This window comes from Rhizobium sp. YTUHZ044 (assembly GCF_051123975.1).
Lineage (GTDB): Bacteria > Pseudomonadota > Alphaproteobacteria > Rhizobiales > Rhizobiaceae > Rhizobium.
The window spans coordinates 4,218,204-4,243,186 of sequence record NZ_CP101426.1; the positions used below are offsets into that span (position 1 = coordinate 4,218,204).

A 24,983-nucleotide genomic window follows, 5' to 3' on the forward strand; every position below is an offset into this window, starting at 1 on the left:
GTCGAAAGCGCCATGCCGATGCAAGCCGTTCCTCACACGTTCGGTCCGGCCATCGCCTCCGCGACGATCCAGCCGCGAAAGGCGGCAAGCGGCGCATAATCGGCGCGCTCGCTGGGACAGGCGAGATAATACCGCTCCCGGCTCTCCATCTCCCGGTCGACGGCGGCGACGAGATCGCCGCGCCTGAGTTCTTCCTGCATCAGGAATGTCGGCAACAGGGCGACACCGAGACCGGCGGTCGCCGCTTGCGCTGCGGTGGCGAACTGATCGAAGAGCATGCCGTGCACGCTTTCGAACGAAACACCATTACCGGCGAACCATTGTTCCCAGGCATCGGGGCGCGTCGTCAGATGCAGAAGCGGAACGGCAAGCAGATCCTCTGGCCGCGAAATCCTGTGCTGTTTCAGAAAATCGGGACTGCAGGCCGGCACCGTACGCTCCGACATCAGCAAGGTCAGTTCCGCGCCGGGCCAGTGCGGGTGGCCGAAATGGATCGCGGCGTCGATTGAATCGAGCCGGAAATCGAAAGGTGAAAGCCGGGTCGCCAGATTGATGGTCACGCCGGGATTGGCGCTGAGAAAGCGGCCCAGGCGCGGCGCCAGCCAGCGCGTGCCGAAGGTCGGCAGGATGGCGAGATTGAGCGTGCCGCCGTGCGGATTGGCGCGCAGGTTCAACGAGGCGCTCGAGATGCGCCGCAGCGCCTCGCGAATCTCGCGGGCATAACCGTCGCCGGCGAGCGTCAGCCGCATGGTCTGGCGCTCGCGCAGGAAGAGCTCGACGCCGAGCTGCTCCTCCAGCGCGCTGACCTGGCGGCTGACGGCGCTCTGTGTCAGGTCGAGTTCACGCGCCGCTGCCGTGACGCTGCCTGTGCGGGCAACCGCCTCGAAGGCGGCGAGATGTGAAATCGACGGCAGAAAACGTCTTGAAGCGAGCATGATCATTCCGTTTCAGAATGAGCTATTTCCAAAATGTCGATATTTCCGCCTTTGCGCTGCTTGTAAAGAGTTTCATCCTGCAAAATCGGAATGAGCCGGAGCCTCAGATGCCGCAAACCTTCGTTTCCACAGACCGTATCCGCTCGCTCTTCACCGAAGCGATGTCGCACATGTACCGGACGGAGGTTCCGCAATACGGCGCGCTGATCGAGCTGGTGGCGGATGTGAATGCCGGCTACCTCGAAAGCAATCCGGATCTGCGTGAACGCTTGGCCCGCGCCGGCGAGCTTGATCGCATCGATGTCGAGCGCCACGGCGCCATCCGGCTCGGAACGGCGGAAGAGCTTTTCACCATCCGCCGGCTGTTTGCCGTCATGGGCATGCAGGCGGTCGGTTATTACGACCTTTCGGTGGCCGGCGTGCCGGTTCATTCCACTTGCTTCCGGCCGATCGACGAGGCGGCGCTCAACATCAATCCGTTCCGCGTCTTCACCTCGCTGCTGCGCCTGGAGCTGATCGAGGACGAAGGTCTGCGTCGTGAAGCCGAGGCAATTCTCGCCAAGCGGCGCATCTATACGCCGGGCGCCATCGCGCTGATCGAGCGTCATGAGCAGAAGGGTGGCCTGACCGAGGCGGAAGCGACCGAATTTGTCGCTGAGGCGCTTGAAACCTTCCGCTGGCACGGCGAAGCGACCGTCAGCGCTGAAACCTACAAGCGCCTGCACGACGCGCATCGGCTGATTGCCGACGTCGTCAGCTTCAAGGGGCCGCACATCAACCACCTGACGCCGCGCACGCTCGATATCGATGCGGTGCAGGCCCGCATGCCGGAGCGCGGCATCACTCCGAAGGCAGTCATCGAAGGGCCGCCGCGCCGGCAGTGCGATATCCTGCTGCGGCAGACGAGCTTCAAGGCGCTCGAGGAGACGATCGTCTTCTCAGGTGACGAGGGTGCGGTCCAGGGCACGCATACCGCCCGCTTCGGCGAGATCGAACAGCGCGGCGTGGCTTTGACGGCCAAAGGCCGGGCGCTCTACGACCAGCTGCTCGCTTCGGTTCGCGGTGAAGTGCAGGTCGGCGCCGGCGGCGCCAAGGCGGGCGCCTACGACCAGGAACTGGCCGAGCGCTTCAAGGCGTTGCCGGACAGCTGGGATGAGCTGCGCAGCCAGGATCTCGCCTTCTTCCATTATTCCGCCACGCCCGCGGGCATTGCCGCCGCGATCGCCGGGACCTTGCCGCGCGATCCCGAAGCGCTTCTCGCCAAGGGCTATCTCGCCTTCGCGCCGATCGTCTATGAAGACTTCCTGCCCGTCAGCGCGGCCGGCATCTTCCAGTCGAATCTCGGCACCGACCAGCAGCAGAATTATGCGACGCGCTCGAATCGCGACGCCTTCGAGACTGCACTCGGAGCGACGGTTCAGGATGAACTGGCGCTTTATGCGGAGCGGCAGGCCGCATCGCTGGAGACGGCGATGGGGGCGCTCGGGCTCGCGGCCCTGCAGCTGAGGACCGTTGCGTGAAATCGCCGCTTCAACACCTGTCCTTATGCGCTAGAGTACTCCGGTTTCATCCGATCGGGGTGTGCCATGCTGAATGATCCGCGCTCCCATGGCCTCTGGGAAAAGACCGCAGGCGTACCGCCGGCGACCTCGCCTCTCCAAGGCGCGGTATCGGCCGACGTCGTCATCGTCGGTGGCGGCTATACCGGTCTTTCCGCCGCCTTGCATCTTGCCGAGGCCGGGTCGAAGGTGGTTCTGCTGGAGGCGAAGGAGATCGGCTTCGGCGGTGCGGGGCGCAATGTCGGTCTGATCAATGCCGGCATGTGGGTGATGCCCAACGACCTGCCGGGCGTGCTCGGCCCAGTTCACGGCGAACGCCTGCTCGAGTTGCTCGGGAATGCGCCGAAGCTCGTCATGGAACTGATCGACAAGCACGCGATCGCCTGCGAACTCGAGCGTAACGGCACGCTGCACTGCGCCGTCGGCGCGGACGGGTTGAAGGAGATCGAGGCGCGCGCGCTGCAATGGTCCGCGCGTGGCGCGCCCGTGAAAGTGCTCGATGCGGCAGAAACGGCCAAACGCATCGGCAGTGATGCCTATGCCGGGGCGCTGCTCGATCTTCGCGCCGGAACACTGCAGCCGCTTGCCTATGCGCGCGGCCTCGCCCATGCCGCCGTCAAGGCGGGCGTCACCATCCATACGTCGAGCCCCGTCATCGCAACCGAGCGTCGCGGCAGTCTCTGGACCGTGAACACGGAAAGCGGCGAAGCCAGCGCGGACTGGATCATCGTCGCCACCGATGCCTACAGCACCGGCCCCTTCGAGCAGGTGCGCAACGAGCAGGTCTATCTGCCCTATTTCAATTTCGCCACCGTGCCGCTCGGCCACAATCTGCGTCGGTCGATCCTGCCGGGGCGGGAAGGCGCATGGGACACCAAGGACATTCTCTCCTCCTTCCGCATGGATCAGGCTGGACGCCTCGTTTTCGGCAGCGTCGGCGCGCTGCGCAATACCGGGCTTGCGGTGCATAAGGGCTGGGCCAAGCGCGCCCTGAAGCGGCTCTTTCCCATGATCGGCGATGTCGAATTCGAATGCGAATGGTATGGCCAGATCGGCATGACCGACAATGCGCTGCCGCGCTTCCACAAATTCGCCCCGAATGTTATCGGCTTTTCTGGCTATAATGGCCGCGGCATAGCCCCCGGCACGGTCTTCGGCCGCACATTGGCTGAACATATTCTCGGCCGGCTTGCCGAGGCCGATCTGCCGCTGCCGCTGACGTCACCCACAGAGCCGAGCTTCCGTGCGCTCAAGGAACTATGGTACGAAGCCGGCGCTCAGGTCGCCCATTTCGCCGATGCCCGCTTCTGAGAACCGACAAGCGCTTCTGAGAACAATAAGATTGGAAACACGACAATGACCATCGCCGTCCTCGATCTCGCCACCGAAACCGCCAAGCTGCTCGCCGAACTCGGCGTCGACGCCGGCCGCTATCAGGGCGGCACGCTGTCTGTCTCCTCGCCGGTCACCGGCAAGGACATCGGCAAGCTCAAAGAACATTCCGTTTCCGAAACGAAAGCGGCGATCGAAGAGGCGCACAAGGCTTTCCTCGAATGGCGTTCCGTGCCGGCGCCGAAGCGCGGCGAGTTGATCCGCCTGCTCGGCGAGGAGCTGCGCAGCGCCAAGACGGCGCTCGGCCGTCTTGTCTCGATCGAAGTCGGCAAGATCACCTCCGAAGGCCTCGGCGAGGTTCAGGAGATGATCGACATCTGCGATTTCGCCGTCGGTCTGTCGCGTCAGCTCTATGGCCTGACGATCGCTACCGAGCGCTCCGAACACCGGATGATGGAAAGCTGGCACCCGCTCGGCGCGATCGGCATCATTTCCGCCTTCAACTTCCCGGTCGCCGTCTGGTCTTGGAATGCGGCGCTGGCGATGGTCTGCGGCAATTCCACGGTCTGGAAACCGTCGGAAAAGACACCGTTGACCGCGCTTGCCGTGCAGGCGCTGTTCGAAAAGGCGCTGAAGCGCTTCGTCGCCGAAGGCGGCAAGGCGCCCGCCAATCTGTCGACCCTGATCATCGGCGGCCGTGAGGTCGGCGAGGTGCTGGTCGACCATCCGAAGATCCCGCTCGTTTCCGCCACCGGCTCGACGGCGATGGGCCGCGCCGTCGGTCCGCGCCTGTCGCAGCGTTTTGCCCGCGCTATTCTCGAACTCGGAGGCAACAATGCCGCCATCGTCTGCCCGAGCGCCGATCTCGACCTGACGCTGCGCGGCGTCGCCTTCTCCGCCATGGGAACGGCCGGCCAGCGCTGCACGACGCTGCGCCGTCTCTTCGTCCATGAAAGCGTCTACGACCAGCTTGTGCCGCGCTTGCAGAAGGCCTACGGCTCCGTCACCATCGGCAATCCGCTCGAAACAGGCACACTTGTGGGACCGCTGATCGACGGCCAGGCCTTCGAGAAGATGCAGGCAGCCCTTGGCGAGGCGGCATCGGCCGGCGGCAAGGTGACCGGCGGCGAACGCGTCGACAATGGTTCGGCCGATGCCTTCTACGTTCGCCCGGCGCTCGTCGAAATGCCCGATCAGACCGGTCCGGTCGAGCACGAGACCTTCGCGCCCATTCTCTATGTGATGAAATACAGCGATTTCGACACGGTGCTGGCGCTCCACAATGCCGTGCCGCAGGGGTTGTCGTCGTCGATCTTCACCAACGACATGCGCGAGGCGGAAACCTTCGTCTCCGCGCGGGGCTCGGATTGCGGCATTGCCAACGTCAACCTCGGGCCTTCGGGCGCCGAAATCGGCGGTGCCTTCGGCGGTGAAAAGGAGACCGGCGGCGGACGCGAATCCGGCTCCGATGCCTGGAAGGCCTATATGCGCCGCGCCACTAACACGATCAATTACGGCAGCACGCTGCCGCTTGCGCAGGGCGTCAAGTTCGACGTCGAATAGCCATTGTTGCGAGAAGGCGACGCCGAGCGTCGCCTTCTTTGGCTCGATCGATATTTATTCCGACGCGATCTGCAATATCAGGTCAAGATATTGTGATGCTTTTTTCTCGGCGAAGAAACTTGAAATAGACAGTCAAGAAAAATATACGCCTCTTACCCGCAGGGTGACATTGCCATGGAGGCCATCATGACTATTGCTTTTAACCGTTTTTCCCACGTGCTGGCGCTCGCCGCGTCGCTCCTCTCCGCCACCGCGCTCGCAGGCAGCGCCAATGCGCAGGATGAGGGTCTGGTCGTATACAATGCGCAGCACGAAAGCCTGGGCCGCGAATGGATCGATGCCTTCACCAAGGAGACCGGCATCAAGGTCACCATGCGCCAGGGCGGCGACATGCAGTTCGCCAATCAGATCATTCAGGAAGGCGACGCATCCCCGGCGGACGTTTTCCTGACTGAGAATTCGCCGGCCATGACGCTGGTCGACGGCGCCGGGCTCTTCGCCCCGGTCGAAAAGGAGACGCTGGATCAGGTCCCGGAGCAGTATCGTCCGGCCGACGGCATGTGGACCGGCATTGCCGCCCGCACGACGGTTTTTGCCTATGATAAGACCAAGCTCAGCGAAGACAAGTTGCCGAAGTCGCTGCTCGACCTCGCCGATCCCGCCTGGAAGGGCCGCTGGGGTGCAGCGCCGGCCGGCGCCGACTTCCAGGCTATCGTCGCTGCCCTGCTGCAGTTGAAGGGCGAAGACGCCACCAAGGCATGGCTGAAGGGTCTCAAAGACAATGCGACGCCCTATAAGGGCAACAGCGTTGCCATGAAGGCGGTCAATTCAGGTGAAGTCGAAGGCGCTGTCATCTATCACTACTACTGGTTCGGCGACCAGGCGAAGACGGGCGAGAACAGCAAGAATGTCGGCATGCATTACTTCAAGAACCAGGATCCAGGCGCTTTCATCAGCGTGTCGGGCGGCGGCGTCCTGAAGTCCACGCAGCACTTGAAGGAAGCGCAGGCTTTCCTGAAATTCGTCACCAGCAAGGCGGGCCAGGCGATTCTCAAGAACGGCACCTCCTATGAATATGCCGTCGGCAAGGATTCCCTTTCCAACGACAAGCTCGTTCCGCTTGCCGATCTCAATGCTCCGAAGGTCGAAGCCTCGACGCTGGACAGCAAGAAGGTCGTGGAACTGATGACGGCGGCAGGTCTGATCTAGGCTTTCTGCGTTTCGCAGCACTCAAGCGGGGAATGCTTCGGGCTTTCTGCCGCAGGCCTGCAGTAGCCAAAACTATTGCTTTTGGCTCAAGAAAACCTTAGGGCATGACGGGATCGGGCAACTGTCTTTCCAAGGCGGTTGCCTTCCTTTTTCAGCGTATGAAGGCATCGGCCTTGCTGCAGGACAACAGATTTTTCGTAGCCGGCAACAGGGCGCCGGTCGCGCCGAAGGCCGCGCGAATGCTATTGCCGCGCCGGCGCATGCCGCACGCGCCGGTGATGCTTCTCGCGACCGTCATCGCGATCTTCAGTCTCGTGCCGCTCGGCTTCATCGGCTGGATCACTTACGATGTCGGCTGGGAAACGGTGAAAACGCTCGTCTTCCGGCCACGTGTCGGCGAACTCCTCATCAATACGGTTCTCCTGGAATCGGCGACCATTCCGCTGTCGATCGCGCTGGCCGTGACGCTTGCCTGGCTGACCGAACGAACGGATATTCCGTTCGCCAGACTCTGGGCCTGGCTGGCAGTCGCGCCGCTCGCAGTGCCAGCCTTCGTGCACAGCTACGCCTGGGTCAGCCTCATTCCCGGCATGCGCGGCCTTGAGAGCGGCGTCTTCGTTTCTGTTGTCGCCTACTATCCATTCCTTTATCTGCCGGTCGCCGCAGCGCTGCGCCGTCTCGATCCGGCCATCGAAGATACCGCCGCCTCCCTTGGCCTCGATCCCTGGCGCGTCTTCTTCCGCACCGTGCTGCCGCAGTTGAGGTTTGCCATTTGCGGCGGCTCGCTGCTGATTGCGCTGCATCTGCTGTCGGAATACGGCCTGTTCGTCATGATCCGGTTCGATACTTTCGCAACCGCGATCGTCGACCAGTTCCAATCCTCCTACAACAGCCCGGCCTCCAACATGCTCGGCGGCGTGCTCGTCGCCTGCTGCCTTTTCCTGCTCGGTCTCGAAGTGCTGCTGCGCGGCAACGAACGTTATGCCCGCGTCGGCCCCGGCTCGCCGCGTCCGGCCGATCGCCGGCGTCTTGGCTGGTTCGTGGTGCCGGCCATCCTGCTGCCTGTCGTCCTGGCGGTGCTGGCGCTCGGCGTGCCGTTGATGACGCTCGGCCGCTGGCTCTATCTCGGCGGCAGCGAGATCTGGCGCATCGAGGTCGGCACTGCTTTCCTGCAGACGATGGCGCTCGCTCTTGCCGGCGGCGTGCTGGCGACGGTTGCCGCAGCCCCCATGGCCTGGCTGTCCGTGCGCGCGCCCGGCCGCTTCCAGCGCGTGCTCGAAGCCTGCCACTATTATGTCGGCTCGCTGCCTGGCGTCGTCGTGGCGCTGGCGCTGGTGACGATCACCGTGCGTCTCGTGCTGCCGCTCTATCAGACCTTCGCAACGCTGCTCGTCGCCTATGTGATGCTTTTCCTGCCCCGCGCTATGGTCGGCTTACGCGCCAGCATCGCTCAGGCGCCAGTGGAGCTGGAGCGCGCCGCGATGGGCCTCGGCCGCACCCCCGGTCAGGCAGTGCGGCAGATCACCATGCGGCTTGCCGCACCGGGAGCCGCTGCCAGCGTTGCCTTGACCGCACTTGGCATCACCAATGAACTCACGGCGACGCTGATGCTCTCGCCCAGCGGCGTCGATACGCTGGCGACGAAATTCTGGTCGCTGACGAGCGAGATCGATTATGTCTCGGCCGCCCCTTACGCCTGCATGATGGTCGTGCTGTCGCTGCCGCTCACCCTGACGCTTTATACGCAATCGAAACGGACGGCCGGCCAATGACGCTGCTTACGATCGAAAACATCAGCAAGCGCTACGGGCCTGTCCAGGCGCTGACGGATATTTCGCTCGATGTCCAGGCCGGCAGCCGCACCGCCGTCATCGGGCCATCCGGCTCGGGCAAGACGACGCTGCTGCGCATCATCGCCGGCTTCGAGCTGGCCGACACCGGCAGGGTGACCCTGGACGGCGACGTGTTGGCCGATGGCCCCGCGGCGATGCCGGCTCACAAGCGGGGCATCGGCATCGTCTCGCAGGATGGCGCGCTGTTTCCACACTTGAGCGTGGCTGAAAATATCGGCTTCGGCTTCGAACGGGGTGCTGCCGATCGTGAGCGGCGCATCGCCGAACTGCTCGATATGGTCGAGCTCGACCGCGGCATGCTGGCGCGCCGCCCGCACCAGCTTTCCGGCGGTCAGCAGCAGCGCGTGGCGCTCGCCCGCGCGCTCGGCCGCAAGCCGCGGCTGATGCTGCTCGACGAACCATTCTCGGCGCTCGACACCGGCTTGCGTGAAAACATGCGCAAGGCTGTCGCGCGCGTGCTGCAGGCGGCCGGCATTACCGCCGTTCTCGTGACGCACGATCAGGAAGAGGCACTGAGTTTTGCCGATCAGGTCGCGGTCCTGAGGGAAGGGCGGCTGATCCAGGCGGGAACGCCGCAAACCCTGTATCTGCATCCCAGGGACCGCGAGACGGCACTGTTCCTCGGCGATGCCGTACTGCTTCCGGCCATCATCCGCAACGGCCTTGCCGACTGCGCCCTCGGCCATGTCGCCGTCGAAGGCAGCCGCCAGGGCAAGGCGGAAATCATGCTGCGGCCCGAGCAGATCCGCGTCATTGCCGATGAAAGCGATCGCGACTACGGCGGACGGGTTGTCGAGGTGGAATTCGGCGGCGCGGTCTGCACGGTTGCCGTCTCGCTCGATGGCGTTGCCCTGCCGCCGATCCGGATCAAGACCTCGAGTGTCGCCCTTCCCTCGCCAGGCGATCTCGTTCGCCTGGATATATCGGGCAAGGCGCACGTTTTCGAGCGCTGAGATAATCCTTTTCGGAAATCGACCCGGGTTGCGCGCTAACCGACTTTACGCATCAACTCTTGCGGCTCGACGCCCTCGAGCCAGCCGCCGGTAAAGCCGGCGCGCTCGAGCCCGAGGCGGATGACCGGCGATTGCCGCATCAGCTTCCAGATGAAATCGGAACGCGCGTTTTCGACGGTCATGACGACAAGACCCTGGTCGATGCCGACGGTGCGGTCGTCGACCCAGCCCTCCGGACGTTTTGTCTGTACGGTCGGATTGAAGCCGCCGGGGAAACCGCCTTCCAACAGCAGGTTCGGATAGGTGGTCAGCAGCGCCTTGGTGCCGTCGAGGGCTGCCTGCCGGTCGTAGGGCAGGCAGGCGAGTGCTGCCCATGGCGCGATCGTGCCGTCATCGGGCCCGAGCGGCGCGCCGCGCGCGGCATAACCCAGGACCTTCGGCTGCCGGCCGCCACGCATGCGCCGGGTCGGCGGTGGGCCGTCGCAGGCGGTAAAGCCCCAGACATTCCTGTTGTAGCCGACGAAACCGCCAGGATTGCGCTCGGCATAGTCGCGCTGCATGTTGATGACGATCTGGGTATTGCGGAAGTAGTCCCAGTTGCGCTCCATCATCGGTCTGTCCTGGATGCCGCGGAAATCGATCCAGGCATGCGAGAAGAGATGAATGAAAAGCGGTCCGGCATAGAGATACGGCTGGTCACCGAACGTCATCCAGGAATAGCTGGATGTGAAGGCGTCGTAGCTCGACTGCGGAACGGGATGCGTCGGCGAGGCGAGTGCCAGCGCATAAAGAATGATCGCCTCGTCGAAACCGTGATAGCGCCAGCGCAGGAAGCCCGACGAAGGCTTCCAGCCCATGGAAATCGTGTCGCCCTTGTTCAGCGCCCAGCGCCAGTCGACCCGTTCGTAGATGAAGGTTGCGAGTTCACGGATTTCCGTCTCTGTCTCGTCGTCTGCGCGATTGAAATATTGCGCTGCTGTCAGCACGCCGGCGATAAGCAGCGCGGTATCGATGGTCGAAAGCTCGCTGTTCCAGGCGCGATTTCCGCTATCCATCTGGAGAAAATGATAAAAGAAGCCGCGATGGCCGGTCGCATGGCGCTCTTCGCCCTGGCGCGCCTCGGCGAAGAAACGCAGCGTATTGACCGTGCGCTCGGCTGCTTCCTTGCGGCCGATCCAGCAACGCTCGACGGCAACCGGATAGGAGGAAAGGGCAAAACCGACGGCCGCGATGCTTGCCGGCACGCCGCCGATCGAGGTATCGGCCACCAGGCCATTTTCGGGATTGGAATATTTCAGGAAGTACTTGAATGCCGAATGCTGCAACCTGTCGATAAGGGCCGCATCAATGTCTTCAATCCGTTGCAGCATAGGCACCCACCCAACTGTTGCATCGCCCCATGCTTGAACATGGTCGTCATCTCCGGGCAAATCAAACCTTTTTGATTCGTAGGGATAAGAGAGCACAAACGGAGGTGATCGGTCGTTAACAATTATCGGTGAAATAATATCTAGCATAAGTCATATAAGCGGTGCAGCAAAAGCATCGCCGCGCACCGCACCGGCACAGTCTATCCCAGGCGACACTTGTTGCCAGCGGGCGCTGCGGGAAGCGGCCGCTATCGTCCGACCGCATAGGCCTGCATCAGGCGCGGGGTGGCTGCGGCGCGCATCAGCCCGTCGGCATCGCGTCGTGCGGCCGTCAGCCGGCCGATCGTCCAAGGATCGGTGATCGTCAGCTTGTGGCCCTTTCGGGCGAGCGCGGCGAGCACATCCGGACCGAAACTCTCTTCCGCTATCAGGCTGCCGGGTTCGCGGCTGCGCGGATAGAAGGAGCTCGGAAAATGAGCGGTATGAAAGAGCGGCTGATCGATCACCGCCTGCAGGTTCAGCTGGTGATGGATATGCCGCAGGAAGAAGGAAAGCTGCCATTGCTCCTGCTGGTCGCCGCCCGGCGTGCCGAAGGCAAGGGTCGGGCGGCCTTCATAGAGGCCGAGGGAAGGCGTCAGCGTCGTACGCGGCCGTTTTCCCGGAGCAAGCGATGTCGGCAAGCCTGGCTTCAGCCAGAACATCTGCGCGCGGGAATTGAGGCAGAAGCCGACGCCGGGCACGGTTGGCGAAGACTGCAGCCAGCCGCCGGACGGCGTGACGGAGACCATGTTGCCGTCACGGTCGATCACGTCGATATGCACGGTGTCGCCGCGCTTTTCGGACAGATGCGCCATGGTCGGCTCGTAGACGGCGCCGGTCTGCGAATCGGCGCCGAGCATCTTCATCGTCAGGTCATACTGCGCTTCGAAACCCGGAAAGATGCCGGGGCGAAGATCCAAGGAGGCATCCGCACCGACGAGTTTGCGGCGTTCGGCAGCGTAGCTCTCCGACAGCAGATGCGCCACAGGGATCTCGGAAAAATTCGGGTCGCCGTAATAAACCTCGCGGTCGGCAAAGGCGAGTTTCATCGCCTCGACGACGGTATGAACAAAATCGGCGCCATCCGGTCTCAATGCGCCGAGGTCGAAGCCCTTCAGGATCGACAGGGTCTGCAGGAAGACAGGCCCCTGACCCCACGGACCTGTCTTGGCAATCGTCCAGCCGTGATAATCATAGGTCAGCGGCGCCTCGACCGTCGCCGACCAGTTCGCCATATCGTCTGCCGTCAGCACGCCCCTGTGGCGGCTTCCGCTCGCATCCATCACCTCGGCGGTCTTAATATACTCATCGATCTTCTCGGCGATGAAGCCGCGATAAAAGGCGTTGCGCGCCGCTTCCACCTGCGCCTCCCGCCCGCTTTTCGCCTCGGCCTCGGCAATGACGCGCTTCCAGGTCGCAGCAAGCACCGGATTGCGGAAGTTCGCATGCGCCTCGGGCACGCGGCCACCAGGCAGCCAGGTTTGGTAAGAGGTCGGCCATTCATTCTCGAAGAAAGTCGCCAGCCCCTTAATGGTGCCCGAGACGCGCGGCAGCAGGGGATGGCCATGCTTCGCGTAGTAGATCGCCGGTTCCAGCACGTCGCGCACGCTCATCGTGCCGTAATCGCGCAGCATCAGCATCCAACCGTCGAAGGCGCCGGGAATGACCGTTGCGAGCAGGCCGTCGCCGGGGATCAGCGTCAGGCCTTCCGCAGTATAGTGCTCGATCGTGGCGCCGGCCGGTGCGGGGCCTTGCGCACAGATGACTTCGACCTTGTCCTTTTTCTTCGAATAGATCACCGCCGGCAGATCGCCGCCCGGCCCGCACAGATGCGGCTCGACGACCTGCAGCACGAAACCCGTCGCTATTGCGGCGTCGAATGCATTGCCGCCCTTTTCGAGAATGCTCATGCCGACAGCGGAGCCGATCCAGTGCGTCGAGGTGACGACGCCGAAGGTGCCGAGGATTTCGGGACGGGTCGTGAATGCGGTCATGTCAGCTGTCCTTTCTGGGGACCATGCCTAGGATCGGGCTAGCGCGCGCGTGCGGAACGGAAGACTTTCGGCTCGAAGGCAAATTCCTTGTCGAAGGGGTAGGTCGGATGCTGCTTGCGCAGCCGCGGCAGGCGCTCGACGAACTGATCGACCACGCCCTCCGACAGCGCCATCAGGTTCGGGTTGGCGATCGGCGCAAGTTCCGGCGAGAGATAGCCCGATTTGACGACGATGATCCTGGCGCCATGCGGGTCGAGGCCGAGCCGGGTGAAATCGGCGATATTGTGGTAGGGCCGCCGTTTGGCCGAGAGCACGAGATCGATGCCGCCGATCGAAACGACTGCCTGCCGATCGGCGGGGTCGCGGGTCTCATGCAGGAATTTGACGGTGAATCGGGCATTGACCGGCCTGCTGCCCTTGGAATCGAGCGAGGCGCCGACGCTCAAGACAAGCTGCGCACCGACACCTGCGGCATAACAGGCCTCGGTCGCCGCCTTGTCGGCGATGCCGGCAAAGACGACGCCGTCAGCACCCTTGGCGATCAACTCGGCCAGGACATCGGCCCGGTCGCCGACGCCACCGCCGGTCGGGTTGTCGCCGGATTCGGCGAGCACGACAGGCGCGGTCGGGCTGGCGATCGCTTTCGCGACGCATTCCTCGACGGAACCGGTCTCGCAGCCGAAGACGAAGTCTTCGCGGGCATCCCAATAGGCCTTGGCGAGCCTCCTTGCCTCACGCTCGAGCACGGCACGGTCGGTGCCGGTCATGATAGAGGCGGCCGTGGCGCGCGGTTCGTCGGCCCAGACATAACCGACCATCAGCGATGCGTCCCAGACGCCGGCCATGACATCGATCTCGGGCAGCCTGGCATAGAGGCTCTTTGCCGGCTCATCGACCGTGCTGGTGCGCTCGCCGGGCAGGACAACCGGGATCGGCGCCCAGAGAACGAACGGCCTGACGCCGGTTTTCAAGCTCTTGACCAGCATGGAGACCGAGCGGCGCATCGTCTCCTCGACATCGATATGCGGCGCCGTGCGATAGGTGGAGTAAATGTCGAGCGCGTCGATGATGCGCTGGGTGACGTTGCCGTGCAGGTCGTAGCTTGCCGAGACGGTGCATTCCTCGCCGACCAGTGCGCGGGCAGCACTGATCCAGTCGCCTTCGGCATCCTCCATGCCTTCGACATACATGGCGCCGTGCATGGCAAGATAGAGACCGTCAAGCGGCAGCAGCGGCTTCAGCCGCTCAAGAAATTCGCGCTTGAAGCCTTCATAGGTGGCGCGCGAAACCGGCCCGCCGGCAATGGCGCGGGCATGGATCGTCGGCAGGAACTCGGCATCATAATCCTTCAGAAAAGCGAAATAGGGCGATTCCAGCAGCCCCTCCCCCCGCAACACCCGAAAGTCCTTTTCCTCATTCAGAACGGGATTGTATGTGCTGCATTCGATATGGATGCCACCGACGGCAATGCGCATGGGAAACCTCGGTTGAAAGTGGGGGCGATCAGGACGGTATGGGTGGCGATGAGATCAAGGTGAAGACACAGGCGGTTTCTGCAGGTGTGCCGCCGTTATCCGATGCTGATGATAGTTCGCAAAATAAACCGATCAACCGCACTACATGACAAAATCGACCCGGGTCGATCATGAGATAAGTGTTCGATGACTGCCCTTGGAAGGAACTGCGTCGGCGTGCGGGCAAGATCGCTCACCAGGCGCAAAGCGACCGCGACGTCGGCGTCAACAGTGCGACATCGATACGCCGCCAGCACCGGCTGTCCATCCATGGATAAATCTCCGCCGTCCAGATCGGATTCTGCCGCAGCCGCTGCTGGTAGGCGGCTGCACCGCTTTGATCCGCGTGCGCTTCAAACCAGACGAACACCGTTTCCCCCTCGCGAACCGGCAGGCGCGGGAAACCGTTCCTGCTTCGCTCGGTCATGAACACCGCCTCGATCCGCGCACCGGCCGCCAGCATGGCCGGCATCGCCCTGGCGCGGAAAAATTCCGAGAAATCTTCTCCCGTTCCGGGTGCGAGCGAGCAGATGTTCACGGCGATCAGCCCTTGTGCTTCCGCGCGCTCCGCCTCTTTCTGCCTCGGCAGGTTATGCGCAAATGGAAGCACACCGGCCGCCGGCTTCAGCAGCAGGACATTGTCCGAATTCAGCATCGTCGCGTTCGCGGCCGGTCCATGCTCCTTCCAGACGGGGCCCGAATAAAAGGATGCGAGCGCATCCGTTCTGGCCTCCATGTTCTTGAAGGAGCGCACCCACACAAAGCAATCGGGATCGCCGAGATCGCGAAACTCCCCGTCGACGCGGATGCCCAACGCCTCCTGGGGCTCAACGAACTCGCGATCAAACAGGCGAATCAACCTCTCTCTGCGCTCGGGAAGGAGCCGGTAGCGGCGAAGCTCGAATATGAGGTGAGGGTCCATGGTTTTCCTGACAGGTCGATCATCCTGTTTTATCACAGGACAATTGACCTGTTTTGTCAAGCTGCTAGAATGCACGCCGACTGAATTGAGACGCCATGATCGAAACCAAAAGAAACAATGATCCCGAGGGCGTGCGCCGCAGGATCATCGATGCCGCCTATGACGCCTTTGTCACGCAGGGTTATCTCGCAACCGGCATGCTGGAACTGCGCGAGCGGGCCTCCGTGTCCGGCGGCGCACTGGCGCATCATTTTCCTGCAAAGCGTGACCTCGGGCTTGCAGTCATCCGCGATCGCGTCGCTGCCGCCGTTCGGCAGACATGGATCGAACCGCTGCGCACATGCGCCGATGCGCCAACGGCCATAGACCTGATTTTTGAAGCCATCATCGGTGAACTGACACAAAAGGACCGGGTCTCCGGTTGCCCGCTGAATAATATGGCAATGGAAGTTTCCCAACACGACGCAGAGATGCGCGCACTTGTCAGTGCCGTGTTCGGAGACTGGCACAATGCGCTCTTCGCCAAGTTTGCGGCAGATCTGGAGGAAAAGCGCGCCATCGGGCTCCATCCGCGGACAATCGCAACGCTTGTCATTGCCGCCTATTCCGGCGCCATGACGATGGCAAAGGCAAGCCAGGATGTCGGCCCGCTCCGCGACTGCCGCGCCGAATTGGCGACACTGCTGGCGGCGAACTACCGCCGGCCTTGACCGACAAATGGGATCGGGGAGAGTCGCGCCGATTTCGCCTGAAAAATCAGACCTGCGAAGCCGACATGGACAGAAAATGAGTGGCGGAGAGGGTGGGATTTGAACCCACGATACCCTTGCAGGTATGCCGCATTTCGAGTGCGGTGCATTCGACCACTCTGCCACCTCTCCGCGGTCTGGTCGGCGCTTGTTCGGCGCGGGCGTTCTCATAACGGGCATATGACAGGTTGGCAAGCCGAAATCTCAAGCTTTTCCATCCTTTTGCCTTGACACCTTTCTGTCACTCGCGTATCCCGCATCCGCAATAGGAGTGGAGTAGTCCGCCCCTTGCCCGCCTCGCGCTCGCGCGGGGTTTCACCGGCAGACCAGAGTTCCGGGCCAGTTCCCTGAAATCCCTGCTTAACTTCGACTGATAAAAAGACGGCCACCTGCTATTTGCGGGGAGCGCCGGAACGAACATGAAAGGATAAAAAATGTTCGCAGTCATCAAGACCGGCGGTAAGCAGTACCGTGTGGCAGCCAACGACGTGCTGACCATCGAGAAGCTTGAAGCATCCGCTGGCGACTCCATTGAATTCACCGAAGTCCTCGTGATCGGCGAAGGCGCCGACGCGGCGATCGGTGCGCCCTTCGTAGCCGGCGCCTCCGTCAAGGCGGAAGTCGTCGACCAGACCCGCGGCAAGAAGGTCATCGCCTTCAAGAAGCGCCGTCGTCAGAATTCGAAGCGTTCGCGCGGCCATCGTCAGCATCACACGGTCGTCCGTATCACGGACATCGTGGCTGCCAAGTAAGATCAACGGGTTTCAGGTTTAAAGGAGAACTCCAATGGCACATAAAAAAGCTGGCGGTTCCTCGCGCAACGGTCGCGATTCCGAATCCAAGCGCCTTGGCGTGAAGAAGTTCGGCGGCGAAGCCGTCATCGCAGGCAACATCATCGTGCGTCAGCGCGGTACGCAGTGGCATCCCGGTTCCAACGTCGGCCTCGGCAAGGATCACACGATCTTTGCACTTACCGCCGGCAATGTGGACTACCGAACGAAGGCCAACGGTCGCGTCTACGTGTCTGTCATGCCGAAAGCGGAAGCAGCGGAATAAGCCGGTAGCGCTCAAAAACAGCCGGCGTCTCATCGACCCGGCTGGCCGTACCAGGTTCAGTCCAGAAAACAGGGGAGATGGGGCGCCATCTCCCCTTTTTCTTTGTCCAAACAGGAGGACTGAACATGCAAGGCGAATTGATAAGGGTAGACCAATCACGGTCTTCCCCGGAAGACCAGCGGTCTTCCAAGGAACGGCTGAGGCCGGAGCGGTTAAGGACCGATTGCCCTGTCTTGTTATCGGAAAGGCTCGTCATGCGCGCGCCCCACGAAGAAGACATCGACGCCCTTGCCCATCTCGCCAATAACGCCAAAGTCGCCACCATGGTATCGCGTATGCCGCACCCCTATACCGCCAATGATGCCGCCGACTTTGTTTGGCGTTCGCGAAATGGCGAGATCGGCAAGTGCGTCTATGCGATCACCAAAGCCGAAAACGGCGCATTCATGGGATGCTGCGGCGTCGAACCGCATACCGACGGCAAGACCGTCGAGATCGGTTACTGGCTGGGTGAGCCCTATTGGAACCAGGGCTACACCACCGAGGCCTGCCACGCCCTCGTCGACATGGTGTTCAGAACCCGTCAGGACGTCGACCAGATCGACGCCCGCTGCCGGGTGATGAACGTCGCCTCGCGGCGTGTCATCCAGAAGTGCGGTTTCCAGTTCCAGGGTTCGGGGCTTGCTGCCTCGCTGGCGCTCGGCAGCAACGTGCCTGTGGAATGGTACAGGCTCGACCGCAAGACCTGGATGTCACTCCGAAGCTGGGGGAACATCGCATGAGCACGTCGGCACTGCAAAGGCCGGACACCAGGTCGATGCTGCCCGGCCCCGCGCCGGTCATCCCGACCACTCGGCTGACGCTCCGCCCCCACCGGCTGAGCGATGCGCCCGCCATCGCGGAATCGCTCTCCGATTTCGCGGTGACGCGCATGCTTTCCCGCGTGCCCGCGCCGTTCGACCGGCAGGATGCGCTGGACTGGCTGATGCCGGTCACGTCAGGCACCCTGCCGGACTGGTCGCTCGCGATAACAGGCAAGGACGATGTCCATATCGGCACCGTCTCGATCGAGCTGCGCCACGGCCGCTGGCATCTCGGCTACTGGCTGAACCGCTACTACTGGCGGCGCGGCTATATGAGCGAGGCGGTGGCGGCGATCATCGAGCGCTTCTCGCGCCGCATGCCGGAGACGCCTGTCCATTCCGGTGTCTTCGCCGACAACGCCGCTTCGCTGCGGCTGCAGGAGAAGCTCGGGTTCCGCATGACGGGTTGCGGCGAAATCTATTGTTTCGCCCGCAACACCATGGTGTCGCACATCGAAACCGTGCTGCAGCCGGGCGCGCTGCAGCCGCGCAAGGTTGCGTAACCCGGCATTATGCCGAAAAGTGTGAGCGGTTTTCGGACAACATCATGCTCTCAGAAGTCGAAAAAGGAGGCGCCGCCGGCTCGGCGGCGTCTTCGTCAATCGCCGATCTCGACCCACACAGGAAAATGATCGGAGCCGAGGGATTGCGTATCGATCCGCGCGGATTTCAACCGGCCGCCCAGGCCGCAACTGACGAAGCAATAATCGAGATGCATGCGTTTGCCGTGATCTTCGGGATCCATCCAGCTGTAGCTCTCAGGCCCGTAAGCCTTCAGCGCCGCAAAGGCATCGACCGGCGTGCCGATCCTGGCGACACGGCCGTAATATCCGCCGCCGGCGCCGGCAAGCGCACAATATTCCGGCGATTCCGGCTCCATGTTGAAATCGCCCATGATCATATAGTCCTCGGGCAGCGGCAGCTCCGGCAGATCAAGCTCGCCACCCCCCGTCAGCGATCCGCCCTCCTGGACGAATGCGTTGATGTGCACGTTCAAGAATTGCAGCTGGCGAATGCGCTCGTCGGCCGAGACATGGTCGAGATGGACGGAGTAGACGCGGATCGCGCCGCCCGGGATGGCGATCAGCGCCTCGGTTGCGCCGCGCTGCAGGTTGATCTTGGCGATGGTTCGGCTGCGCGGCAGAAGCAGAGTCCGCGTCGACAGGATCGGCCAGCGCGACAGCACCATATTGCCGAACTGAAAACGCGTGCCTCGTACCGGCTGCAGACCGCCTTCGCCCCCGTCGATATGGACGTCGCAGGCCGGCCCATACGCCCAGAAATGGTCGGGAAAGAAGGCTGCGATATCAGCCACCATGTCGGCAAAACCGTTGCGCCAGAAGCCGCGGGTCACCTCCTGCAGCGCGATGACATCGGCGCCTTCGAGGCTCCGGGCAATGCGCTTGAGATCGTATCGGCCGTCGAGACCGAAGCCGTACTGTATGTTATAGCTCACAAAATTCACGATAATCTTTGACCTCCGTCGGAACCGCCTATATCGAATGGGCCAAGACGGGCCGTCCAACTGCCACGGAATATTGGAAGTAAAATGAAATTTCTCGACGAAGCAAAGGTCTATATCCGATCCGGGGATGGTGGCGCGGGCAGCGTTTCCTTCCGGCGCGAGAAATTCATCGAGTTCGGCGGCCCCGATGGCGGTGACGGCGGACGCGGCGGCGACGTCTGGGTCGAGGCCGTCAACGGCCTCAACACGCTGATCGATTTCCGCTATCAGCAGCATTTCAAGGCGACCATCGGCACCCATGGCATGGGCCGCAACCGCACCGGCGCCAACGGCAGCGACGTGACGCTCAAGGTTCCCGTGGGAACCCAGATCTTCGAGGAAGACCGGGAAACGCTGATCTGCGACCTGACCGAGGAAGGCCAGCGCTACTGTCTCGCCCATGGCGGCAATGGCGGCTTCGGCAATGCCCATTTCAAAACCTCGGTCAATCAGGCGCCCGACTGGGCCAATCCCGGCCTGCCCGGCGAGGAAAAAACCCTCTGGCTGCGGCTGAAGCTGATCGCCGATGCCGGCCTTGTCGGCCTGCCCAATGCCGGCAAGTCGACCTTCCTGGCATCGGTTACCCGCGCCCGGCCGAAGATCGCCAACTATCCCTTCACTACCCTGCATCCGAATCTCGGCGTTGCCACGGTCGACGAGCGGGAGTTCATTCTTGCCGATATTCCGGGCCTGATCGAAGGCGCCCATGAAGGTGTCGGCATCGGCGACCGTTTTCTCGGCCACGTCGAGCGCACCCGCGTGCTGCTCCACCTCGTCTCCGCCCAGGAAGAAAAGGTCGGCAAGGCCTACAAGACGGTCAAACATGAACTCGAAGCCTATGGCAACGATCTGGCCGACAAGGCCGAGATCGTGGCGCTGTCGCAGATCGACGTGCTCGATGAGGCCGAACTGAAGAAGAAGACGAAGGAATTGGCCAAGGCCTGCGGCAAGACCCCCTTCCAGATCTCGGCTGTGACAGGCAGGGGCATGACCGAGGTTCTGCGTGCACTGCGCGACATCATCGTCGAGAATAATACCGAGGAGAAACCGGCCAAGGCGCCGAAACTCCGGCATCGCGACATGGTCGTCGGAGAAGAGGGCAAGGACGAGGATGGGGTCGATGACCAGCCGTAAGCCGCTCGGCCGCTACCGCCGCATCGTCATCAAAATCGGTTCTGCCCTGCTGGTCGATCGCAAGGCCGGGCTGAAGAAGGCGTGGCTGGATGCCATGTGCGCCGATATATCTGGCCTGAAGGCCAAGGGTATCGACGTGCTCGTCGTGTCATCAGGGGCCATCGCGCTCGGCCGCTCGGTGCTCGACCTGCCCTCGGGCGCGCTGAAGCTGGAAGAAAGCCAGGCCGCCGCCGCCGTCGGCCAGATCGCACTGGCGCGCGCCTGGTCGGAGAGCCTGTCGCGCGACGAGATCGTTGCCGGCCAGATCCTGCTGACGCTCGGCGATACCGAGGAACGCCGCCGCTATCTCAATGCGCGCGCCACCATCAATCAGTTGCTGAAGATCGGCGCCGTGCCGATCATCAACGAAAACGACACGGTCGCGACCAGCGAAATCCGCTATGGAGACAACGACCGGCTGGCCGCCCGCGTGGCGACGATGACCGGCGCCGACCTGCTCATCCTACTCTCCGATATTGACGGCCTCTACACCGCCCCGCCGCATCTCGATCCGAATGCGAGTTTCCTGGAGACGATTGCCGAAATCACCCCGGAGATCGAGGCGATGGCCGGCGGCGCCGCCTCCGAGCTATCGCGCGGCGGCATGCGCACCAAGATCGATGCCGGCAAGATCGCCACCACCTCGGGCTGCGCCATGATCATCGCCTCGGGCAAGACCGACAGCCCGCTGTCGGCGATCGAAAACGGCGCGCGCTCCTCCTGGTTCGCCCCCTCCGGAACGCCCGTCACCGCCCGCAAGACCTGGATCGCCGGACAATTGCAGCCGGCAGGCGAACTGCATGTCGATGAGGGCGCCGTCACGGCGCTCGGCGCCGGCAAGAGCCTGCTTCCCGCCGGCGTGCGCAGCGTTTCCGGCCTCTTCAGCCGCGGCGACACCGTGGCGATCATCGGCCCTTCAGGCCGCGAGATCGCCCGCGGCCTGGCAAGCTACGATGCCGAGGACGCCCGCCGCATTGCCGGCCGCAAATCGGCGGAGATCGAAGCCATCCTCGGTTATGCCGGACGGGCTGCCATGGTCCATCGCGACGATATGGTGATGACCGCGCAGATCCGGTCGAGATCGGAAAGGCAGAAGAAGGACGCGAGCTATGCTTGATACCGTTGCGCCGGGCCCTGACATTGACGTGCTGATGAATGACATCGGCCGCAAGGCGAAGGCTGCCGCGCGACCGTTGGGCTTTGCCTCCGCCGAGGCGAAGAACAAGGCCCTGAACGCCATGGCCGACGCGATCCTGGCGAACAAGGCGCATATCCTGGCCGGAAACGCCAAGGACCTGAAAGACATCGAAGGCAGCGAAACGCTTGCCTCCTTCGTCGACCGGCTGACGCTGAACGACAAGCGCATTGCCGAGATGGCCGAGGGAATCCGTGCGATCGCCGCCCTTGCCGATCCGGTCGGAGAAGTCATCGCGGCCTGGGACAGACCGAACGGCCTGAAGATCGAACGTGTCCGCACGCCGCTCGGCGTCATTGGCGTGATCTTCGAAAGCCGGCCGAACGTTACCGCCGATGCCGGGGCGCTCTGCCTGAAGGCGGGCAATGCGGTCATCCTGCGCTGCGGCTCGGATTCGCGCCGTTCATCGCAGGCTATACACGCCTGCATGGTCGAGGGCCTGAAGGCGGCGGGACTTCCGGAGCATGCGATCCAGCTCGTTCCGGTCATCGACCGCGCCGCCGTCGGCGCCATGCTGCGCGGCCTGGATGGGGCAATCGACGTCATCGTGCCGCGTGGCGGCAAGAGCCTGGTGGCCCGTGTCCAGAACGAGGCCCGGGTGCCGGTGTTCGCGCATCTCGAAGGCCTGTGCCACATCTATGTCGATGGCTCGGCCGATCTCGAGATGGCGAAGAAGATCGTCGTCAACGCCAAGATGCGCCGTACCGGCATCTGCGGGGCGGCCGAGACGCTGCTCGTTGATGCTGCAGCGGTCGGCACGCATCTGACGCCACTGCTTGAGGTGCTGACTGACGTCGGCTGCGAGATCCGCGCTTCGGCGGCGGTGCTGAAGGTTGCGCCCGGCCTCAAGCCCGCGACGGAGGAGGACTGGTCGACCGAATATCTCGACGCGATCATCTCAGTCGCTGTGGTCGACGGCATATCGGGGGCGATCGCCCATATCCAGAAATATTCCTCGAACCATACCGAGGCCGTCATCGCCGAAGACCCCGGCGTGGTCGAGCGTTTCTTCACCGAAGTCGATTCGGCGATCCTGCTGCACAATGCCTCGACCCAGTTCGCCGACGGCGGCGAGTTCGGCATGGGCGCGGAAATCGGCATCGCCACCGGCAAGATGCATGCCCGTGGCCCCGTCGGCGTCGAACAACTGACCTCCTTCAAATACCGGGTGCGCGGTGCCGGCCAGACCCGACCCTGACGTGACGACGGATAAGCTGGACCGACGTTATCTCCGCATGCCGCACAGCGAGCGCGGCATGGTCGTCGGCCTGTTCGGCGGGTCGTTCAATCCGCCGCATGAGGGCCATGCACTTGTCGCCGAAATCGCCATCAAGCGGCTCGGTCTCGACCAGCTCTGGTGGATGGTGACCCCCGGCAACCCGCTGAAAAGCCGCAATCTTCTTGCGCCGCTTGCCGAGCGCATTGCCGAAAGCGAGCGTGTCGCCGCCGATCCGCGCATCAAGGTCACGGCTTTCGAGCAGGCGCTCGGCGTCAGCTACACCGCCAATACGCTGGCCCGCGTCAAGGCTCGCAATCCCCATGTGCATTTCATCTGGATCATGGGCGCCGATAGCCTGCAGACATTTCACAAATGGCAGAAATGGCAGGAGATCGCCCGCACCTTCCCGATCGCGGTGATCGACCGGCCGGGGGCGACGCTCTCCTACCTCTCTTCGAAAATGACGCGGACCTTCGATTTCGCCCGCATCGACGAAGACGACGCACGTGTTCTCTGGAAGAAGCGGGCGCCAGCCTGGACCTTCATCCACGGGCCACGCTCCGGCCTGAGCTCGACGGCAATCCGCAACGGCGCTTTGCCGGTCCCGGTCGGTAGCTGAATTTCAGAAAAATCCCGGAAACGAGAAAGCCCGACGGGGGAGGAGATCCGTCGGGCTTATAAACTCGACCGACAACTTGGGAGGAGGAGTGTTGCCGATCCTGTCGAACGGCTATGGGAGGAGGAGAAAGCCGTTTCGATGGGTGTGTTGTACCATATTCAGCCGGTAGGTGAATATCATTTTGTGCAATGCAGCAATGCGACCGATGCAACACTGCGGGTAACGAAAGCTGCCGCCTTAATCGGCAAGCCCTGCAGTACAGCCGCTTTGCCCTGCGGTTACTCTGTCTGACCGATCGCCATTCGCCGTTGATTGCAGCCTGCGGACGTCTTGTTCTCAGAAAGCCATGCACCTCCTGAATAGGTAAGGCCGATTGGCAGTCGATACGGTTATGTTTTTCTGAATATATCCCTAGCCAGACAGTGAGCATCGTTATATTCGTCGAAATATTTCGAATCCTGGGGAGTGAAAGCATGCGGAACCGCCGCCAATGGACGAAACTGGCAACCGCCGCGATCGCGGCTCTTTGGTTAGGCGCGGCAGCACTGCCGGCGCCGGCCGCAGCCGCTGAAAAACTGACCGTCTTTGCCGCGGCGAGTTTAAAGAACGCGCTCGACGCCGCCAATGCCGCCTGGACCAGTGAGAGCGGCAAAGAAGCCGTCGCCTCCTATGCGGCGAGCGGGGCACTTGCCAAGCAGATCGAAAACGCCGCCCCGGCCGATATCTTCATTTCGGCGGATCGCGATTGGATGGATTATCTCGCGGAGAGGAAGCTGATCAAAGCCGACAGCCGTTCGGACCTGCTCGGAAACCGGCTCGTGCTCGTGGCCGAAAAGGACAAGGCAAAGCCGGTCGAGATCAAACAGGGTTTCGATCTCGCCGCTTTGCTCGGTGACGGCAGGCTTGCCATGGGTGAGCCGAAATCGGTCCCAGCAGGCAAATACGGCATGGCCGCGCTGGAAAAACTCGGTGTCTGGGCATCGGTCGAATCCAAGGTCGCCGGCGCCGAAAGCGTGCGCGCCGCCCTCGCCCTCGTCTCCCGCGGCGAAGCGCCTTACGGCATCGTCTACCAGACCGACGCGGCCGCCGATAAGGGTGTCGCGATCGTCGGCACCTTCCCGGCCGACTCCCACCCGCCGATCATCTATCCGGTCGCAATTCTTGCCGAGAGCAAGAACCCGGATGCAGCGGCCTATCTCGACTTCCTGAAGTCGGACAAGGCAGCCGCTTTCCTCACGGCGCAGGGTTTCACTATTCTGAAATAGTCGGCCAACTAATGTTTCGTCATGCTCGGGCTTGTCCCGAGCATCTGCAATCGGTTGATGTACAGCAGGTTAGGCACCAAGCCGCGGCTGCCCCTCA

Annotated in this window: 22 protein-coding genes and 1 tRNA gene; 16 read left to right on the plus strand and 7 right to left on the minus strand. The window is 62.7% G+C overall.

The genetic code is table 11. The features are described from left to right. Positions 1-32: 32 nt before the first annotated feature. Positions 33-941, minus strand: a complete 909-nt coding sequence (locus NL154_RS20645; RefSeq protein ID WP_221146225.1) for a LysR family transcriptional regulator — start codon at positions 939-941, stop codon at positions 33-35. Positions 942-1,042: 101 nt separating this feature from the next. Between NL154_RS20645 and hglS the strand changes: the two genes are divergently transcribed. From hglS to NL154_RS20675, 6 genes are all read left to right on the plus strand, one after another. Beyond that, positions 1,043-2,455: a 2-oxoadipate dioxygenase/decarboxylase HglS gene (gene hglS / locus NL154_RS20650; RefSeq protein ID WP_434733270.1), complete on the plus strand. Its 1,413-nt coding sequence runs from the start codon at positions 1,043-1,045 to the stop codon at positions 2,453-2,455. 66 nt (positions 2,456-2,521) lie between these two features. Beyond that, complete coding sequence (locus NL154_RS20655; RefSeq protein WP_210632729.1) at positions 2,522-3,805, plus strand: NAD(P)/FAD-dependent oxidoreductase; 1,284 nt, start codon at positions 2,522-2,524, stop codon at positions 3,803-3,805. A gap of 45 nt (positions 3,806-3,850) precedes the next feature. Next, positions 3,851-5,389, plus strand: a complete 1,539-nt coding sequence (amaB, locus tag NL154_RS20660; RefSeq protein WP_434733271.1) for an L-piperidine-6-carboxylate dehydrogenase — start codon at positions 3,851-3,853, stop codon at positions 5,387-5,389. Positions 5,390-5,575: 186 nt separating this feature from the next. Then, positions 5,576-6,598, plus strand: a complete 1,023-nt coding sequence (locus NL154_RS20665) for an iron ABC transporter substrate-binding protein (protein ID WP_434733272.1) — start codon at positions 5,576-5,578, stop codon at positions 6,596-6,598. 104 nt (positions 6,599-6,702) lie between these two features. After that, positions 6,703-8,370, plus strand: a complete 1,668-nt coding sequence (locus NL154_RS20670; RefSeq protein WP_221122907.1) for an ABC transporter permease — start codon at positions 6,703-6,705, stop codon at positions 8,368-8,370. Beyond that, positions 8,367-9,404: an ABC transporter ATP-binding protein gene (locus NL154_RS20675; RefSeq protein WP_221122906.1), complete on the plus strand. Its 1,038-nt coding sequence runs from the start codon at positions 8,367-8,369 to the stop codon at positions 9,402-9,404. Before NL154_RS20670 ends, NL154_RS20675 begins: the two co-directional genes overlap by 4 nt. A gap of 35 nt (positions 9,405-9,439) precedes the next feature. Here NL154_RS20675 and NL154_RS20680 read toward each other — a convergent pair whose 3' ends face one another. The 4 genes from NL154_RS20680 to NL154_RS20695 form a co-directional block, all read right to left on the minus strand. Continuing rightward, on the minus strand, positions 9,440-10,774 hold the full coding sequence (locus NL154_RS20680; protein ID WP_434733273.1) for a glucoamylase family protein: 1,335 nt from the start codon (positions 10,772-10,774) through the stop codon (positions 9,440-9,442). 248 nt (positions 10,775-11,022) lie between these two features. Further along, entirely contained in the window at positions 11,023-12,807 is a 1,785-nt protein-coding gene (locus tag NL154_RS20685) for a gamma-glutamyltransferase family protein (RefSeq protein WP_434733274.1), read from the minus strand. A 38-nt stretch (positions 12,808-12,845) separates the two neighbouring features. Further along, complete coding sequence (locus NL154_RS20690; protein WP_434733275.1) at positions 12,846-14,282, minus strand: M81 family metallopeptidase; 1,437 nt, start codon at positions 14,280-14,282, stop codon at positions 12,846-12,848. 232 nt (positions 14,283-14,514) lie between these two features. Beyond that, positions 14,515-15,243, minus strand: coding sequence for an NIPSNAP family protein (locus tag NL154_RS20695; RefSeq protein WP_434733276.1), 729 nt, complete (start codon positions 15,241-15,243; stop codon positions 14,515-14,517). Between the two features lie 95 nt (positions 15,244-15,338). Here NL154_RS20695 and NL154_RS20700 point away from each other — a divergent pair, with 95 nt between their 5' ends. Then, positions 15,339-15,953 (plus strand): TetR/AcrR family transcriptional regulator, encoded by a 615-nt coding sequence (locus NL154_RS20700; protein ID WP_434733277.1) that lies wholly within the window; start codon positions 15,339-15,341, stop codon positions 15,951-15,953. 81 nt (positions 15,954-16,034) lie between these two features. Here NL154_RS20700 and NL154_RS20705 read toward each other — a convergent pair. Continuing rightward, a tRNA-Ser gene (locus tag NL154_RS20705) sits at positions 16,035-16,124 on the minus strand. Between the two features lie 302 nt (positions 16,125-16,426). On the opposite strand from NL154_RS20705, the gene rplU reads away from it, so the two are divergent. The 4 genes from rplU (at position 16,427) to NL154_RS20725 (ending at position 18,414) form a co-directional block, all read left to right on the plus strand. Further along, a complete protein-coding gene (gene rplU, locus NL154_RS20710; RefSeq protein WP_007824851.1) occupies positions 16,427-16,744 on the plus strand; it encodes a 50S ribosomal protein L21 in 318 nt (105 codons plus the stop codon). A gap of 34 nt (positions 16,745-16,778) precedes the next feature. Then, positions 16,779-17,048, plus strand: a complete 270-nt coding sequence (rpmA, locus tag NL154_RS20715) for a 50S ribosomal protein L27 (protein ID WP_004676172.1) — start codon at positions 16,779-16,781, stop codon at positions 17,046-17,048. Positions 17,049-17,173: 125 nt separating this feature from the next. Further along, entirely contained in the window at positions 17,174-17,830 is a 657-nt protein-coding gene (locus NL154_RS20720) for a GNAT family N-acetyltransferase (RefSeq protein WP_210632739.1), read from the plus strand. Beyond that, positions 17,827-18,414 (plus strand): GNAT family N-acetyltransferase, encoded by a 588-nt coding sequence (locus tag NL154_RS20725; RefSeq protein WP_434733278.1) that lies wholly within the window; start codon positions 17,827-17,829, stop codon positions 18,412-18,414. The genes NL154_RS20720 and NL154_RS20725 overlap by 4 nt, the downstream gene beginning before the upstream one ends. A gap of 95 nt (positions 18,415-18,509) precedes the next feature. Here NL154_RS20725 and NL154_RS20730 read toward each other — a convergent pair whose 3' ends face one another. Further along, positions 18,510-19,376, minus strand: a complete 867-nt coding sequence (locus tag NL154_RS20730) for an endonuclease/exonuclease/phosphatase family protein (RefSeq protein WP_210632741.1) — start codon at positions 19,374-19,376, stop codon at positions 18,510-18,512. 84 nt (positions 19,377-19,460) lie between these two features. Here NL154_RS20730 and obgE point away from each other — a divergent pair, with 84 nt between their 5' ends. The 5 genes from obgE (at position 19,461) to modA (ending at position 24,886) form a co-directional block, all read left to right on the plus strand. Continuing rightward, a complete protein-coding gene (gene obgE, locus NL154_RS20735) occupies positions 19,461-20,549 on the plus strand; it encodes a GTPase ObgE (RefSeq protein ID WP_221122901.1) in 1,089 nt (362 codons plus the stop codon). Next, entirely contained in the window at positions 20,536-21,705 is a 1,170-nt protein-coding gene (gene proB / locus NL154_RS20740) for a glutamate 5-kinase (protein ID WP_210632743.1), read from the plus strand. Before obgE ends, proB begins: the two co-directional genes overlap by 14 nt. Then, positions 21,698-22,981 carry a glutamate-5-semialdehyde dehydrogenase gene (locus tag NL154_RS20745; RefSeq protein ID WP_434733279.1) on the plus strand — a complete coding sequence of 428 codons (1,284 nt, stop codon included), beginning with the start codon at positions 21,698-21,700 and terminating at the stop codon, positions 22,979-22,981. Before proB ends, NL154_RS20745 begins: the two co-directional genes overlap by 8 nt. A 37-nt stretch (positions 22,982-23,018) precedes the next feature. After that, positions 23,019-23,621, plus strand: a complete 603-nt coding sequence (locus tag NL154_RS20750; RefSeq protein ID WP_247241796.1) for a nicotinate-nucleotide adenylyltransferase — start codon at positions 23,019-23,021, stop codon at positions 23,619-23,621. A gap of 473 nt (positions 23,622-24,094) precedes the next feature. Then, the gene (gene modA, locus NL154_RS20755; RefSeq protein WP_221122898.1) at positions 24,095-24,886 is read left to right on the plus strand and encodes a molybdate ABC transporter substrate-binding protein; all 792 of its coding nucleotides are present in this window, start codon (positions 24,095-24,097) and stop codon (positions 24,884-24,886) included. Positions 24,887-24,983 lie beyond the last annotated feature (97 nt).

Bases quoted from the DNA above. Each gene is read 5' to 3' on its own strand.
- NL154_RS20645 (WP_221146225.1), bottom strand. From the start codon at position 941: ATGATCATGCTCGCTTCAAGACGTTTTCTGCCGTCGATTTCACATCTC.
- hglS (WP_434733270.1), top strand. From the start codon at position 1,043: ATGCCGCAAACCTTCGTTTCCACAGACCGTATCCGCTCGCTCTTCACC.
- NL154_RS20655 (WP_210632729.1), top strand. From the start codon at position 2,522: ATGCTGAATGATCCGCGCTCCCATGGCCTCTGGGAAAAGACCGCAGGC.
- amaB (WP_434733271.1), top strand. From the start codon at position 3,851: ATGACCATCGCCGTCCTCGATCTCGCCACCGAAACCGCCAAGCTGCTC.
- NL154_RS20665 (WP_434733272.1), top strand. From the start codon at position 5,576: ATGACTATTGCTTTTAACCGTTTTTCCCACGTGCTGGCGCTCGCCGCG.
- NL154_RS20670 (WP_221122907.1), top strand. From the start codon at position 6,703: ATGACGGGATCGGGCAACTGTCTTTCCAAGGCGGTTGCCTTCCTTTTT.
- NL154_RS20675 (WP_221122906.1), top strand. From the start codon at position 8,367: ATGACGCTGCTTACGATCGAAAACATCAGCAAGCGCTACGGGCCTGTC.
- NL154_RS20680 (WP_434733273.1), bottom strand. From the start codon at position 10,774: ATGCTGCAACGGATTGAAGACATTGATGCGGCCCTTATCGACAGGTTG.
- NL154_RS20685 (WP_434733274.1), bottom strand. From the start codon at position 12,807: ATGACCGCATTCACGACCCGTCCCGAAATCCTCGGCACCTTCGGCGTC.
- NL154_RS20690 (WP_434733275.1), bottom strand. From the start codon at position 14,282: ATGCGCATTGCCGTCGGTGGCATCCATATCGAATGCAGCACATACAAT.
- NL154_RS20695 (WP_434733276.1), bottom strand. From the start codon at position 15,243: ATGGACCCTCACCTCATATTCGAGCTTCGCCGCTACCGGCTCCTTCCC.
- NL154_RS20700 (WP_434733277.1), top strand. From the start codon at position 15,339: ATGATCGAAACCAAAAGAAACAATGATCCCGAGGGCGTGCGCCGCAGG.
- rplU (WP_007824851.1), top strand. From the start codon at position 16,427: ATGTTCGCAGTCATCAAGACCGGCGGTAAGCAGTACCGTGTGGCAGCC.
- rpmA (WP_004676172.1), top strand. From the start codon at position 16,779: ATGGCACATAAAAAAGCTGGCGGTTCCTCGCGCAACGGTCGCGATTCC.
- NL154_RS20720 (WP_210632739.1), top strand. From the start codon at position 17,174: ATGCAAGGCGAATTGATAAGGGTAGACCAATCACGGTCTTCCCCGGAA.
- NL154_RS20725 (WP_434733278.1), top strand. From the start codon at position 17,827: ATGAGCACGTCGGCACTGCAAAGGCCGGACACCAGGTCGATGCTGCCC.
- obgE (WP_221122901.1), top strand. From the start codon at position 19,461: ATGAAATTTCTCGACGAAGCAAAGGTCTATATCCGATCCGGGGATGGT.
- proB (WP_210632743.1), top strand. From the start codon at position 20,536: ATGACCAGCCGTAAGCCGCTCGGCCGCTACCGCCGCATCGTCATCAAA.
- NL154_RS20745 (WP_434733279.1), top strand. From the start codon at position 21,698: ATGCTTGATACCGTTGCGCCGGGCCCTGACATTGACGTGCTGATGAAT.
- NL154_RS20750 (WP_247241796.1), top strand. From the start codon at position 23,019: ATGCCGCACAGCGAGCGCGGCATGGTCGTCGGCCTGTTCGGCGGGTCG.
- modA (WP_221122898.1), top strand. From the start codon at position 24,095: ATGCGGAACCGCCGCCAATGGACGAAACTGGCAACCGCCGCGATCGCG.